The organism is Bradyrhizobium sp. C9 (assembly GCF_002532045.1).
GTDB lineage: Bacteria > Pseudomonadota > Alphaproteobacteria > Rhizobiales > Xanthobacteraceae > Bradyrhizobium.
On the sequence record NZ_NWTG01000006.1, the window covers coordinates 26,089 to 39,882 of the forward strand.

Here is a 13,794-nt window from a genome sequence, read left to right on the forward strand (position 1 = left end):
TCCCTCCCCCCTTGTGGGGGAGGGTTAGGGAGAGGGGTGGCCACGCGGCGTGCTCTCTCAATCTACTCGAACGACGCGCGGCCGAAATTGCGATAGCGAGACTGCGATCAACGATCTCGCCCGGGGCCACCCCTCACCCCACCCTCTCCCACAAGGGGAGAGGGAGCCTGACTAGTGTGCTCACCTCACATCGCAACGACTTGCGCGGTCAGTCTTTCCCACAAGTCACTTCCCCTGCGCTTCCCGCATCTTGGCCTGGATCTTGGCCATGCCGCCGATCCAGCGGTCATAGTTCTCGGTCTTCTTGCGCATGTAACCGAGCACCTGCGGGTGCGGCAGGATCAGGAAGGTCTCCTGCTCGATGCCCTTGAGCGCATCCTGTGCGACCTGCTCCGCGGTGAGATCGCCGTCGCCGGATTGCGGGCCCTTCGGGATCGAGCGCAGCATGTTGGTGTCGACGCCCTGCGGGCAGAGGATCGAGACCTTGATGTTGTCGGCGCGGTGCGAGATCGCGAGGTTTTCGGCAAAGCCGACCGCGGCGTGCTTGGTGGTCGAATAGGCCGGGCTGCCGACCTGCGACAGCAGGCCCGCGGCCGAGATCGTGTTGAGGAAATAGCCGCCGCCGCGCCCCTTCATGCGCGGCACAAGATGCCGGGCGGCATAGACATGCGCCATCACATGGATCGCCCAGCTCCGCGACCACGGCTCGTCCGAGGTGCCGCCGGCATTTTTCGACAGCGGGTCGAAGCCGCTGCCGATGCCGGCGTTGGAGCAGAACAGCGCGATCGGGCCGAACATGCGTTCGGTCTCGTCGATCACGTGCAGGATGTTCTTCTCCTGCCCGACATCGCATTTGAACGCGGCGCCGCCGACCGAGGCCGCGACCTTCTCGGCCGCCGCATGGTCGAGGTCGACCACCACGACCTTGGACGCGCCCGCGGCGTGGAACGCCTCGCACAGCGCCTTGCCGATGCCATTGCCACCGCCGGTGACCACCACGACTTTACCTGCCACCTGCATGGCCATCCTCCCGATATCTTGATTTCAGCGCATGATCCGAAAGCCGGTCTCATGCTCGAGCGAAGAGCGACCATGATAGCGCATCTTTTGCCGATGCATGATGTTTTCGAGAGCCGGCCCGGCGCGTGACGCCGGCGGGGCCGCTCAACTCGCCAGCACGACGTCGAACACCGCCGTATAGTGACAGGCGGCCCCGAGCAGCACGAAGCAGTGCCAGATCGCGTTCTGGAAGCGCAGCCGCCGCCAGGAGTGGAAGATCACCCCGAAGCTGTAGAGGATACCGCCCGCCAGCACGAAGCCGAGCGCCTTGGCCGGCAGCGCCTTGACCACGGCATCGTAGAGCATGATGCCGCTCCAGCCCATCGCAAGATAAAGCCCGACCGCGAGGCGGTCGAAGCGGCCGGGATAGCGCAGCTTCAGCCAGATTCCGACGATCGCAACGCACCACACGCCGATCAGCAGCGCGATCGCAAAATAACTGTCCCTCAGTTCCACGATGAACGGCGTGTAGGTCGCGGCGATCAACAGATAGATCGCGGAGTGATCGAAGCGCCGCAGCACCCATTTGGCGCGCGACACCGGCCAAAGATTGTAGGTCGCCGACAGCGTCAGCATCGCGAGCAGGCCCGCGACATAGACCGAGACCACGGCAATATCGAACGGGCCGGCATAGACCGCAGTCAGCACGATCAGCGCGGTGGCGGCAACCAGCCCGAAAGCGACGCCGACGAGATGAACGACGCCATCCGCGATCAGTTCGGCGCGGTCGTAGTTCCACAGCGCGGCGCCGGCCGCGTGGATCGAGTTCGAGGCAAGTTGCTTCAGGCGAAAGACCGTCATGCAGGGCTTTCCTGTGGGCCGATGGACTATGGGTAACGCGGGTGGCGTGGCGCGTTCAATCCCCTTGGGTATTCCCCTCGCCTGCAAAGACGCCGGAAATGTGAAACTTGATTTTGGCCCGATAATCGCCACCTTGCGGGTGATCGCCCGCCTCTTTGGCTCCTCCTGCCGGATCTTTTCGTTAACCCTCCATGCCCCCTCGCTTCTCTGATATCGTCGAGGAAGCGCGTCTCTCGGCGCGGGCGCTGCGCGACTATAGCGAGGGCCTTTTCAAGCCGACGGTGCGGCTCGGCGTCACCGGCCTGTCGCGCGCCGGCAAGACCGTGTTCATCACCGCGCTGGTGCACGGCCTGACCCGTGGCGGCCGCTTCCCGGTGTTCGAGGCCTATAGCTCGGGGCGGATCGCGCGCGCCTATCTCGCCCCGCAGCCCGACGATGCGGTGCCGCGCTTTGCCTACGAGAATCATGTCCGAACCCTGATCGAGGAGCGGACCTGGCCGAGCTCGACCACCGACATCTCCGAGCTCCGGCTCGTGATCGAGTATCAGCGGCAAAATGGCGCGGACCGCAAGCTGACGCTCGACATCGTCGATTATCCCGGCGAGTGGCTGCTCGACCTGCCGCTACTGAACAAGAGCTACGAGCAATGGTCGGCGGAGAGCCTTGCGCTGTCGCGCGAGCCGCTGCGCGCAAAGCTCGCGGCGCCCTGGCACACCCATCTCGCAACGCTGAAGCCCGAGGCCAAAGAGGACGAGCAGGCCGCGCGCGCCGAAGCAAGACTGTTCACCGATTATCTGCGCGCCTGCCGCGACGAGCGCTTCGCGATGAGCCTGTTGCCGCCCGGCCGCTTCCTGATGCCGGGCAATCTCGCCGATACGCCAGCGCTGACCTTTGCACCGCTCGACGTGCCGGTGGACGGCAGCGCGCCCGACGGCTCGCTGTGGGCGATGATGCGGCGGCGTTACGAGGCCTACAAGGACGTCGTGGTGCGGCCGTTCTTCCGCGATCACTTCGCGCGGCTCGATCGCCAGATCGTGCTGGCCGACGCGCTCGCCGCATTCAACGCCGGCCCCGAGGCGCTGCACGATCTCGAAGCGGCGCTGGCAGGCATCCTCGATTGCTTCCGGATCGGCCGCGGCACGATCCTGAGTTCGCTGTTCCGGCCGCGCATCGACCGCATCCTGTTCGCGGCGACCAAGGCCGACCATCTGCATCATCAGAGCCACGACCGGCTGGAAGCCGTGCTGCGGCGGATCGTGGCCAAAGCCGCCGAGCGCGCCGAATATGCCGGCGCCGCCATCGACGTCGTGGCACTTGCCGCGGTGCGCGCCACGCGCGAGGCGCAGGTCGCACGCGGCCGCGACCGGCTGCCCTCGATCCTCGGCACGCCGGCGGCGGGCGAGGTCGCCAACGGCGGGACATTGGACGGCGAGACCGAGGTCGCGACCTTTCCGGGCGACCTGCCCGACAATCCGGAGGAGCTGTTCAACGGCGGATTCCGCGGCCTCTCGAGCGCCGGCGCCGAGGCCGCCGATTATCGCTTCCTGCGCTTCCGGCCGCCGAAACTGGAACGAAACGGCGATGCGGAGCCGGCGCTGCCTCACATCCGCCTTGACCGCGCCCTCCAGTTCCTGATCGGAGACAAACTGCAATGAACGAGAAGACGCCCCCGCGGCGGCCGGCGACGTTCAAGCTCGATGATCCCGGCGTGGTCGTGATGGATCCGGACGACAGCGGCCGCCTCAGCCGCGGCACGATCCAGATCGTGCCCGAGGCCGAGCCCGCGCAGCTGCCGGTGCCAACAGATACGCCGCTGCTGCCGATACGCCGCGGCTTCCGCTGGGGCACGCTGTTCTGGAGCGCGGTCGCGGGCCTCGTGGTGCTCGGCACCGGGCTTGGCGTCCTCAACCTGGTCGAGGATCTGTTCGCGCGCAATGAAGGTCTCGGTGTCCTCGGACTGGGGCTCGCCGTCATCGCCACGGTGGCGCTGGCCGTTGTGACCACGCGCGAGCTGGTCGGCCTGGCGCGGCTGGCGACCATCGAGAAGCTGCATCTGCGCGCCGCCGAAGTGCTGATCAGCGACGACCGCGCCGCGAGCCGGGCGATCGTCGTCGACCTGCTCAAGCTCGCGCACCAGACCCCGCAGCTTGCCCGCGCCCGCAGCGCGCTGCAGAGCCACACCGACGACATCATCGACGGCGCCGACATGATCCGCCTCGCCGAGCGCGAACTGATGACGCCGCTCGACGAGGAGGCGCGGCGGCTGGTGTCGACGGCCGCGCAGCGCGTCTCGGTCGTCACCGCGGTCAGCCCGCGCGCCATGATCGACGTGCTGTTCGTGTTCGTGGCGAGCTTGCGGATGATCCGTCAGCTGGCGCGGCTCTATGGCGGGCGGCCCGGCGCGCTCGGCATGATCCGCCTGCTGCGCCATGTGATCGCGCATCTGGCGATCACCGGCGGCATGGCGGCGAGCGACAGCCTGATCCAGCAGATGCTCGGCCACGGCATCGCGGCAAAACTCTCGCAACGGCTCGGCGAAGGCATGCTCAACGGCCTGCTGACGGCCCGCCTCGGCCTCGCCGCAATCGACGTCACCCGCCCGCTCCCCTTCAACGCTTTGCCGCGCCCGGCGCTGACCGATCTGGCGAAAGACCTGATCCGCAAGCGCGAGGAGGAGGAATGACGGTCTTCGCCTCGCCCCGCTTGCGGGGAGAGGCCTGATCGCATCGCCAGATGCGATCAGGGTGAGGGGGAGCCTCCGCGCGTCCGTCTCTCACCGTCCCAGCGGAGACTCCCCCTCATCCCGACCTTCTCCCCGCGAGCGGGGAGAAGGAGCAGGCCAGCACACGCCAGCGGAAGAATGTGGTGTCCGGCGGCGGCGACAGATCAGGGGTCCAGCCGCTGATCTTCTCCAGCGAGTAGGTATCCATCACCATGCCGCGCCAGCTTCGCGTCACGCGCTCCAGCGGCTGGCGCACCGCTGATGTCTCGCTCCATAGCGGCAGATTGTTCTCGGGCTCGCGCCCGACATAGATGCCGACGTGATCGCGGATCTTGCTCATGCCGGGATCGGCAAAGCCCTGGAAGCGGCCGCGCTCGTTGATCTCGATGACCGGCACCCGCCCGCGCAGCATCCAGCGCAGCATCGCATAGGTGCGGTAATCCGTGGTCGCGACCCAGGTCGCGCCGGTCGCCTGCACTTGCACCAGGGTATGCGCAGCCACCACGTCGTAGCCCGATTCAGTGCCGATCGGATCGGTGCGGCCGATCAGATTCCACGGCACGAACATGTAATAGAGGAAGACGCAGACGACAAAGACGATGCCCGACGTGATCGCAGTCCGCGCCCAGGACACGGTCGATTTGATAAGCCCGAGCGACCAGCCCTCGAACGGCATCTTCGTGACATTGATGGCAACCGCCGCAAAGCCGGCCGGCCACAGGAACATCGGCCAGGTGTCGCCGACCCGCAAGGTCAGCGACTTCCAGAGGAAATAGACAAACGGCACCAGCACCGATGTTGCGAGCAGGATCGCGACCGGCTCGCGCCTGACATAGCCGCGCCATGCCGTCAGCACTGTGCCGAACAGCGTCACCGGCAGCAGCACGAAGCCGACCAGGCCGAACTGCATGCCGATGAACTCGCCGAGCGTGCGGAACGTGAGATCGCGTTCGACGGTGGCGCGCACCGCCTGGAAGCGGAACGAGGCCCAGTCATGCTCGGCGTTCCAGATCAGCACCGGCGAGAACACGGCAATCGCGATCAGCGCGGCAAGGTAGGGATACGGGCTGCGCAGCCAGCGCCAGCGCCAGTCCGGCACCAGCGCGAAGGCGAGCACCGCCGGCGCGAACATGATCGCGGTGAATTTCGACAGCAACGACAGCCCGGCAAACAGCCCCGCGGCGAGCCACCAGCGCCCGTCATTGCTCTGCGCGAGCCGCACCAGCGACCACAGCATCGCCACCGAAAACGGGATCAGCGCGGTGTCAGGCGCGACCTTGGCCATTAACAATCCGTAATACAGCGCTGCCTCCGGCAGCAGCAGCGCGAGCATCACGGCGCGGAGGTTGTTCGATGTCACGCGGCGGACGATGTCCGCGAGCAGCAGCTGGGTCGCCAGCATCGCCACGATGCCGCCGAGGCGGACGCCGAGATTGGTGTCGCCGAGAACAGCTGTGCCAAAACGGATGAACCAGGCGACCATCGGCGGATGGTCGAGGAACGACAGCACGTTTTCCTTCGACCAGGTCCAGTAATAAGCCTCGTCGGTGCGCAGTTCGAGCGCATGGGCATAGACCAGCCGCATCGCGGTCATGGCGACGATCACTGCGATGACGCCACGCCAATCCGGCGCGCGCGAACGGGCCGGCTTGACGCTGATGTTATCGGCTCCGGATTGGGCTGGGGCTGTCGTCACGGCGCTTTTTGTTCGACTCTTAACGGAGTGTCAACGTGCTGCAGTGCCCGCTACCGCGGCTTGTCCGGACCTGCGGTGGTGTTCAGCGCGGGAATTAAGCACTAGAATTGCCGATATGAATCACATGGCCTCCCCCTCGCGCGAACATTTGCAGGACATGGCCCGCGGCATCGGCCAGCGGCAGGTTCGCCTGGTCACGGGGGCGATCATGTTCGCCTACCTGATCAGCCATTTCCTCAACCACGCGCTTGGCAATATCTCGACCGAGGCGATGGCGATCGGAGTGCATTACCACACCGAGTTCTGGCAGTTCCTGCCGGTCGCGATCGTGTTCTATTCTGCGTGCCTGGTGCATACCGGCCTCGGCATCTGGGCGCTGTATCAGCGCCGCGAGTTCCACTGGAAGGCGATCGAGCCGCTGCAGCTGACGCTCGGCCTCAGCATTCCGATGCTGATCGTCGCGCACGTCGTCGGCGTGCGGCTCGGCCAGACCCTGTACGGGCACGAAAAGCTCTACCCGCAGGAGCTGTACACCTTCTTCATCGCATCGCCGAACCGGCTCTGGACAATGCTGGCGGTGCTGGTGATCGCCTGGGTTCATGGCTGCATCGGCCTGTATTTCTGGCTGCGGCTGCGGGCATTCTTTACGCGCGCCGCACCGTTCCTGCTCGCGACGGCCGTGCTGATCCCGACGCTGGCGATACTCGGCATCTACCAGGCCGGCCGCGCCACCATCGCCGACTATCAGGATCCCGACTGGCGGCGCGAGGAGCTCTCGGTGCAGAAGCTCGGGACGGCGGCCCAAGGCACCACGCTCGAGAGGATCACCGATGACCTGACGATCGGCTATCTCGGCCTGCTCGGCCTCGTGCTGCTCGCGCGCGGCGCGCGTGCCCTGCTGGAACGCCGCGGCGGCATGATCGCGCTGTCTTACGGCAACGGCCGCACGCTGCGGGTGCCGAAGGGATTGACCGTGCTGGAAGCGAGCCTGCGCTACAACGTTCCGCATGCCAGCGTCTGCGGCGGCCGTGCGCGCTGCTCGACCTGCCGCATCCGGATCATCGGCGATCACGCCCAACTGCCCGAGCCCTCGCCGCGCGAGGCGTTCGTGCTGCACCGGGTCGGCACCGACGATCCGTCGATCCGGCTGGCCTGCCAGCTGCGGCCGACCGGCGACCTGACGTTCTTCCAGCTGTTCCTGCCGCACACGATGTCGGCCAATGCGCACGCCGGCAATCCGACGCGGGTTGGCCAGGAGCGCTACCTCGTCAGCATGTTCGTCGACATGCGTGGCTCGACACAGCTTGCCGAGAAGCGACTGCCGTTCGACACCGTGTTCATCGTCAACCGCTTTCTCGGTGCGGTGTCGCAGGCGGTGCTGGAAGCCGGCGGCCGGCCCAACCAGTTCATCGGCGACGGTATGCTGGCGCTGTTCGGGCTCAGCACCGACCGGCAGGTGGCCTGCCGCCAGGCGCTGCGCGCCGCAGCGCTGATCGCAGCCAATATCGACGAGCTGAACCAGTTTCTCAGCCACGATCTGCGCGAGCCGATCCGCTTCGGCATCGGCATCCATGGCGGCGAGGTGATCGTCGGCGACATCGGCTATCGCGACCACATGGTGTTCACCGCGCTCGGCGACGCCGTCAACGTCGCCGCGCGGCTGCAGGACATGACGAAAGCGCTGGCCTGCGAAGCTGTCATCTCCGACGAGGTGCGTGCCACCGCGGGGCTCGCCGACGATGCCCTGCCCGCGCAGGAGGTCGCGATCCGCGGCCGCAACGAGCCGATGACCGTGCGCACCGTCGAGGCGACGCGCGTGCTGTCCGCGCTGGTCGACGACCGGCGTGCCGTCGCCGCCTGACCGGTTCATCTCCTCCTTCACCGAATGTGACCTGCCGCACATCCGAAGCTCCGTTCAGCAGAGATGCTCGAACGTGTCCGGTGCCGGATGCGACTGACTGGCGATGGGTAACACCAGCAACCGCGCCGCGACACAGTTCAACGCGCATCTGAAGGAGACGACCATGCTTCGCAAAGTCACGTTCGCTCTCGCGACTGCCGCAACGCTTGCTGCCGCCGCGCTGGCGCCGACCTCGGCTTCGGCCAAGCCGTTCTTCTGGCATCCGTACCACCATCACTTCTGGGGCGGCCCCGGCATCTCCGTCGGCTTCGTCGACTCCGGCTGCTACGTCACCCGCCTGGTGATGACGCCCTACGGCTATCGCTATCGCACCGTGAACGTCTGCTACTGATCGAACCTTCGTCTTGATGGAAATGCCCCGGTCGCCGCATGCGACCGGGGCTTTCGTTGTTGCGACGCAGCGGCGGTGGACGATGCGAAAGCTCAATTGACTTGCAGTTGCCCGATGCGACATTTGTCGCCGCGCGCATTCCATGATGCGAACGCGCGCAATGCAGAGTGAGCCTGGTGATGACCAGTTCACGACAGAACAGCTTCGGAGGAAGCGGAATGCTCGATCGACGAGACTTGATGAAGCGCGCCGGGTTGGCCGCTTTGGTGACGGGGCTGGGATCACGGGGCGCATTGGCCCTCGACACCGTGACGATGCCCTTCGGCAACGGCGAACGGCCGCTGGTGCGCTACCCGCAGAAGCGCCCGATGATCGGCCTGACCGCCCGGCCGCCGCAGCTGGAAACTCCATTTGCGGTCTTCAACGACGGCCCCCTCACGCCGAACAACGCGTTCTTCGTCCGCTATCACCTCGCCGGTGTCCCCTACGATCTCGATCCGGACAAGTTCACGCTGGAGATCAAGGGCAAGGTCGACAAGCCGCTGAAGCTGTCGCTGAAGGAGATCCGGAAGCTCAAAGCCACCGAGCTCGTCGCCGTCAACCAGTGCTCCGGTAACAGCCGCGGCTTCTTCAACCCGCGCGTCGCCGGCGGCCAGCTCGGCAACGGCGCGATGGGCTGTGCACGCTGGCACGGCGTGCCGCTGAAGACCGTGCTCGACATGGCCGGCGTGCAGGCCGGCGCCAAGCAGGTCACCTTCAATGGCTTGGATGGCCCTGTGATGGAGACGACGCCCGACTTCGTGAAGGCGCTCGACATCGACCATGCGCGCGATGGCGAGGTGATGCTGGCCTGGGGCATGAACGGCGAGGACCTGCCGTTCCTCAACGGCTTCCCGCTCCGCCTCGTGGTGCCCGGCTATTACGGCACCTATTGGGTGAAGCACCTCAACGAGATCACCGTGATCGACAGCGTCTTCGAGGGCTTCTGGATGAAGTCCGCCTACCGGATTCCGGATACGCCGAACAACGCAGTCGAGCCCGGCACCGCACCAAAGGCGACGATCCCGATCAACCGCTTCACGGTGCGCTCGTTCATCACCAGCGTTGCCGACGGCGCCAAGCTGAAGGCCGGCCGCACCACGCTGCGCGGCATCGCCTTCGACGGCGGCAAGGGCATCAAGGAGGTCGTGGTCTCGACCAACGGCGGCAAGAGCTGGACGCCAGCCAAGCTCGGCAGGGATCTCGGCAAATACGCCTTCCGCGAATGGAAGCTGAAGGTCGCGCTGCCGGCCGGCGCCTCGGAGCTGAAGGTGCGCGCCACCAACAATGCCGGCGACACCCAACCGATGGATCCGTTGTGGAATCCCGCCGGCTATCTGCGCAACGTCGTCGAAACCGTGCGCGTCACCGCGGCCTGAGGAGAAGCATCATGACCAGCAAGCTGCTTGCCTCCCTCGCCGCGATCGCCGTGCTGTCGATCGGCGGTGCCGTCGCCGCGCCCGTCAACTACACGCTCCCCGAGGAGACCGCGGCCTTCAAGCCGGGTCCCAACCTCGATGTGGTGCAGAACAATTGCACCGCCTGCCACTCGGCCGACTACATCAAGACCCAGCCGCAGGGCGAGAAGTTCAAGAAGGACTTCTGGCAGGCCGAGGTGACCAAGATGATCAAGGTCTACGGCGCGCCGATCGATCAGGCCGACGTCGGCAAGATCGTCGAATATCTCTCCGCGACCTATTGAGACGCCGCCGATCGATCTCCCCGCGCACCGGCAGAATGCCCGCGCGCGGGGGGCCATTGATCCAATTCGGTTCACTGGAACCGATCTTTTTTGCAGTGCATCAATTGACCACGAAACAGGCAATCCGGCAGCAAAACCCTGCAAAGCGGGTTGTTTCCGGGCAAAAACACACCGTGGTTTGATCTACCCAGCTTTTTTCAAACTGCTATCCTGTGCGATACGGACAAGCCGGTTTGTGCGGGGACCGACTGGTCTGTTTTCGATTGATTCCGCGGAGACGACTGGAATGCCCAAAGGTACAGTGAAGTGGTTCAACCCGACCAAGGGTTATGGATTCATCCAGCCCGCTACAGGCGGCAAGGACATTTTCGTTCATATTTCAGCAGTTCAGAAGGCCGGTCTTCAGAGCCTCAACGAAGGCCAGTCTGTTGAATACGAAGAGATCGCCAATCGCGGCAAGACGTCAGCCGAGAACCTCAAGGTCTAGCGCTCCGCGCGAGATCCAGCGGCGCACTCTCGGACACGATCCGGGAGTGAGGGCCGATCCAACATCACACGACGTGACGTTCGGCGGAGCGGGCACGGCGCCCGCGCGCCACGGCGTTGAACTTTTTCGGCCACCATCGATCGCGCGCCGACGCCTATCCCTTGCCACAACACGCGTGGCCGCTGGGTTGCCGTGTCACAGACAAGTGCCCTCCCGGCCGGCGCCGCACGGCACCCTCTTCGACAATTCCTGGACCTTGCGCTTCGACTCGGCCTGCGCCAGCACGTCGAACACGCTCGACGGCGTGAGCTGCGTCGCCTTGCGGAAGTCCTCGGTCGCCTTGTCGGCATGGTTGAGCGCCTCATGCGCCTTGGCGCGGGCGAACAGGCCCTCCACCGTCTCCTTCTGCGCAATCGCGCGGTCGAGATCGTCGACCGCCTTGTCGTAGTTGTGCTGCACCGACCAGGTGATGCCGCGCAGCGTCAGCGCCGGCTGATAATCGGGCCGCGCGGCGAGCACGAAGTTGAGATCCTTCATCGCATCATCCGGCTTCTTCAGCCCGAGATAGGCCCGCGCGCGCAGCACATGCGGGAAGGCATCGTTGGGCGCCCGCGTGACGATCTGGTCAAACGCGGCGATGGCGCGGTCGTACTGCGCCGAGGTCAGCATTGCCAGGCCGCGGCCGAGCTGCGCCGTCGGATCGCTCGGATTACGCTCCAGCACGCTGTTGATGTCGACCAGGCCTTCGTCGGCCCGGCCTCTGAGCATCAGCGCCAGCCCGCGCCAGGACTTGGCGATCTGGTTGGTCGGCACGAGCGCCAGCGCCTGGTCGAAATCCAACAATGCTTTGTCGAGCTGATTGGTGCTGACATAGGTGACCCCGCGCTCGGTGTAGGCCAGCGTCTCCTTGGCGTTGAGCGCAATCGAGTGATCGTAGTCGGCGAGCGCGTCCTGCATCTTGCCGGTGCCGGCCTTGACGAGACCGCGCGCAAGGTAGGCCAGCGAATTGTTCTGATCGAGCGTGATGGCACGGCTAGCATCAGCCATCGCATCGTCGAACTGACGCGCACCCGCCGCATTGAGCGCGCGGTAGGCGAGCAGTTGCGGATCGTTGGGCTTGAGCTTGAGTAGCTCGTTGAGATCGTTGCGCGCCTCCGCGGACCGGTTGAGCCGCGAATAGGCCAGCGTGCGCAGCCGCAGCGCCGCCTCGTTGTGCGGATCGCCACCCAGCACCTGGCTGAGACTGGCGATCGCGCCTGCGTAATTGCCTTGGGCGATGAACTGCTTGGCCTGCTCGATCTGCTGATTGGTCGAGGCCGGGAGCGGACGGCCGCGTCGCCGGCGTGGCAGGCACCGGTGCGGACGGCGGTGACGTTGCCGTACCCGCCTTGGCCAGCTCGGCCTGCATCGCGACCGCCTGCTGGCGCTGCTGTTGGATGTCCTTGTTGCCGGGAAGGAACGTCAGCATTTTGTCGAAGTCGGCGATAGCCCTGACATAGTCGCCCTTGGCGCTGTAGAGTTGGGCGCGGGCGAAATAGGCGGTGCGCTGGGTCTGCGGCGCCTGCGCGATCGCTCGCGAGAAATCCTCGATCGCATGGTCGATGTCGCCCTTGCGGCGATAGACCTGACCTCGCCAGTAGAACGCGTAGTCGTTCGGACTGATCGCGAGCGCGGTGTTCGCATCAGCCAGCGCGGCATCGAGCTGCCCGGTTTCGATATGCGCCCGGGCCCGCCCGTCATGGGCGGGCGCAAGATCCTGGCGCAGCGCGATCGCCTGATCGAAATCCGCCAGCGCCTCCGCCCAGGCCCGCTGCTCGTTATGAAGATTGCCTCGCGCCAGGAAGCCGAACGGGTTCTTTGGCTCGAGCTCGATCGCCCGGTCGAAATCGGCGCGCGCCTGATCCACGCTGCCCTTGCGCGCCCGCGCATACCCGCGCGAGATCAGCGCGGGTACGAATTGCGGATTGAGCTGCAGCGCGGCCTCGGCGTCGCTCAGGGCCTGATCGTTTTTCGCGCGCGCGACGTAGAACCGCGCGCGCGACGAAAACGCCTTGGTTCGATCCTCAACGGATCGCGCTGCGTCATTGATAATGGCCGAACAGGCCGTCTCAACTTTGTCCGACAGCGGCCCGCCGCAAATCCTCGAGATCCCCCGCCCGGACCCCGCTTGGGTGCGCGGCAAACAACAGCAGGACGAGCGTCAGCAATAAACGGAAACGAATGCCAATCGCAGCATCGGTGCAGGTCGGGCGTAAGCGCATCTCATGGCCCCGGCGTTGATGTTCTCGGCTTTCCCTACAGTCAACGGGAAGGGAACGGCACGCCGCAATACTCAGCCGTTCAATCTTCCGTCACCCATTTGGCGACGGTCATGACATCGGGCGGCTGCAGATAGCCGCGGGGCCAGAGATCGACGGCCCATTCCACCTTGGTCGCGCGCTCCACCAGCACGGCGGTATTGTGCGGCGTCTGCATCAACTGAAAGCCGCGATAGTGGGGGTCCCCAACGTCGTGGAACTTGAACAGATTCCACGACTGCATCACCAGCATCAGGCTGGTCGTGTTTCGCGTGGTGTCCCAGCAATCGTAATTGTGTTTGTCGTCGTTGGCGCGGAAGTCCGCTTTCGCGACGCGCTTGTCGGTGCCGAGGATCGGCCCCATCCGGCGGTCGAACCAGATCACGGCCTTCTGCACGGCCGCCCGTTCGGCGGCGGCATTGGCGCGGCCCGTTGCCATGATCCTGGCCAGGGCCGCCCTGTCGGCCGCGCTGAAGTCGAGCATCTCGCGGCGCCGGCACACAAAGCCGTAACACACCGTCATCGCCGAGGCCGACGGCGGATAGATCGAGACCGATGTATAGAGCTGCATGATGCCGGAGCTGAACTCGGCCGCGCGGGACGGCGTCATCGCGGACAGCGACAGGATGGCCGCGCATAGCGCGCCGGCAGCCCCGGTTCGCTTCACACGTATCGGCTGATTGGCATCGTCCATGTCGCGGCCCCCAACTGAGGGGAGAATTATCGCGGGTGCGCCGCG

The 13,794-nt window shown here is 65.6% G+C and carries 12 protein-coding genes and 2 pseudogenes; 7 read left to right on the forward strand and 7 right to left on the reverse strand.

Annotated features, from left to right (window positions below; all coding sequences use genetic code 11):
* Positions 1-225: 225 nt before the first annotated feature.
* Positions 226-1,020 carry an SDR family oxidoreductase gene (locus CO675_RS15065; protein ID WP_097672978.1) on the reverse strand — a complete coding sequence of 265 codons (795 nt, stop codon included), beginning with the start codon at positions 1,018-1,020 and terminating at the stop codon, positions 226-228.
* 144 nt (positions 1,021-1,164) lie between these two features.
* Entirely contained in the window at positions 1,165-1,860 is a 696-nt protein-coding gene (gene trhA / locus CO675_RS15070) for a PAQR family membrane homeostasis protein TrhA (protein WP_097672709.1), read from the reverse strand.
* Positions 1,861-2,051: 191 nt separating this feature from the next.
* On the opposite strand from trhA, the gene CO675_RS15080 reads away from it, so the two are divergent.
* Both CO675_RS15080 and CO675_RS15085 read left to right on the forward strand, forming a co-directional pair.
* Positions 2,052-3,515 (forward strand): YcjX family GTP-binding protein, encoded by a 1,464-nt coding sequence (locus CO675_RS15080; RefSeq protein WP_097672711.1) that lies wholly within the window; start codon positions 2,052-2,054, stop codon positions 3,513-3,515.
* Complete coding sequence (locus CO675_RS15085) at positions 3,512-4,543, forward strand: YcjF family protein (RefSeq protein ID WP_097672712.1); 1,032 nt, start codon at positions 3,512-3,514, stop codon at positions 4,541-4,543. The genes CO675_RS15080 and CO675_RS15085 overlap by 4 nt, the downstream gene beginning before the upstream one ends.
* 115 nt (positions 4,544-4,658) lie before the next feature.
* On the opposite strand, the gene CO675_RS15090 is transcribed toward CO675_RS15085, so the two are convergent.
* On the reverse strand, positions 4,659-6,176 hold the full coding sequence (locus tag CO675_RS15090; RefSeq protein ID WP_198964625.1) for a glycosyltransferase family 39 protein: 1,518 nt from the start codon (positions 6,174-6,176) through the stop codon (positions 4,659-4,661).
* 217 nt (positions 6,177-6,393) lie between these two features.
* On the opposite strand from CO675_RS15090, the gene CO675_RS15095 reads away from it, so the two are divergent.
* The 5 genes from CO675_RS15095 (at position 6,394) to CO675_RS15115 (ending at position 10,758) form a co-directional block, all read left to right on the forward strand.
* Positions 6,394-8,139: an adenylate/guanylate cyclase domain-containing protein gene (locus CO675_RS15095; RefSeq protein WP_502693384.1), complete on the forward strand. Its 1,746-nt coding sequence runs from the start codon at positions 6,394-6,396 to the stop codon at positions 8,137-8,139.
* A gap of 163 nt (positions 8,140-8,302) precedes the next feature.
* Positions 8,303-8,530 carry a hypothetical protein gene (locus CO675_RS15100; protein ID WP_097672980.1) on the forward strand — a complete coding sequence of 76 codons (228 nt, stop codon included), beginning with the start codon at positions 8,303-8,305 and terminating at the stop codon, positions 8,528-8,530.
* A gap of 218 nt (positions 8,531-8,748) precedes the next feature.
* Positions 8,749-9,948, forward strand: a complete 1,200-nt coding sequence (gene sorA / locus CO675_RS15105) for a SorA family sulfite dehydrogenase catalytic subunit (protein ID WP_097672714.1) — start codon at positions 8,749-8,751, stop codon at positions 9,946-9,948.
* An 11-nt stretch (positions 9,949-9,959) separates the two neighbouring features.
* On the forward strand, positions 9,960-10,271 hold the full coding sequence (gene sorB, locus CO675_RS15110; protein WP_097672715.1) for a SorB family sulfite dehydrogenase c-type cytochrome subunit: 312 nt from the start codon (positions 9,960-9,962) through the stop codon (positions 10,269-10,271).
* 286 nt (positions 10,272-10,557) lie between these two features.
* A complete protein-coding gene (locus CO675_RS15115; protein ID WP_021079749.1) occupies positions 10,558-10,758 on the forward strand; it encodes a cold-shock protein in 201 nt (66 codons plus the stop codon).
* 195 nt (positions 10,759-10,953) lie between these two features.
* Here the strand turns inward: CO675_RS15115 and CO675_RS41430 are convergent, their stop codons facing one another.
* The 4 genes and pseudogenes from CO675_RS41430 to CO675_RS15125 all read right to left on the reverse strand — a co-directional run bounded on the left by CO675_RS41430 (position 10,954) and on the right by CO675_RS15125 (position 13,749).
* A complete protein-coding gene (locus CO675_RS41430) occupies positions 10,954-11,805 on the reverse strand; it encodes a tetratricopeptide repeat protein (RefSeq protein WP_245452784.1) in 852 nt (283 codons plus the stop codon).
* Between the two features lie 105 nt (positions 11,806-11,910).
* Positions 11,911-11,991, reverse strand: a pseudogene (locus CO675_RS41435) (hypothetical protein); the annotation flags it as partial.
* Positions 11,992-12,262: 271 nt separating this feature from the next.
* Positions 12,263-12,940 (reverse strand): annotated as a pseudogene (locus tag CO675_RS41440) (tetratricopeptide repeat protein); the annotation flags it as partial.
* 158 nt (positions 12,941-13,098) lie between these two features.
* Complete coding sequence (locus CO675_RS15125) at positions 13,099-13,749, reverse strand: hypothetical protein (RefSeq protein ID WP_198964610.1); 651 nt, start codon at positions 13,747-13,749, stop codon at positions 13,099-13,101.
* Between the last annotated feature and the right edge of the window lie 45 nt (positions 13,750-13,794).

Coding starts and splice junctions, on each gene's coding strand:
- CO675_RS15065 (WP_097672978.1), bottom strand. CDS start 1,020: ATGCAGGTGGCAGGTAAAGTCGTGGTGGTCACCGGCGGTGGCAATGGC.
- trhA (WP_097672709.1), bottom strand. CDS start 1,860: ATGACGGTCTTTCGCCTGAAGCAACTTGCCTCGAACTCGATCCACGCG.
- CO675_RS15080 (WP_097672711.1), top strand. CDS start 2,052: ATGCCCCCTCGCTTCTCTGATATCGTCGAGGAAGCGCGTCTCTCGGCG.
- CO675_RS15085 (WP_097672712.1), top strand. CDS start 3,512: ATGAACGAGAAGACGCCCCCGCGGCGGCCGGCGACGTTCAAGCTCGAT.
- CO675_RS15090 (WP_198964625.1), bottom strand. CDS start 6,176: ATGACCGCGATGCGGCTGGTCTATGCCCATGCGCTCGAACTGCGCACC.
- CO675_RS15095 (WP_502693384.1), top strand. CDS start 6,394: ATGAATCACATGGCCTCCCCCTCGCGCGAACATTTGCAGGACATGGCC.
- CO675_RS15100 (WP_097672980.1), top strand. CDS start 8,303: ATGCTTCGCAAAGTCACGTTCGCTCTCGCGACTGCCGCAACGCTTGCT.
- sorA (WP_097672714.1), top strand. CDS start 8,749: ATGCTCGATCGACGAGACTTGATGAAGCGCGCCGGGTTGGCCGCTTTG.
- sorB (WP_097672715.1), top strand. CDS start 9,960: ATGACCAGCAAGCTGCTTGCCTCCCTCGCCGCGATCGCCGTGCTGTCG.
- CO675_RS15115 (WP_021079749.1), top strand. CDS start 10,558: ATGCCCAAAGGTACAGTGAAGTGGTTCAACCCGACCAAGGGTTATGGA.
- CO675_RS41430 (WP_245452784.1), bottom strand. CDS start 11,805: ATGGCTGATGCTAGCCGTGCCATCACGCTCGATCAGAACAATTCGCTG.
- CO675_RS15125 (WP_198964610.1), bottom strand. CDS start 13,749: ATGGACGATGCCAATCAGCCGATACGTGTGAAGCGAACCGGGGCTGCC.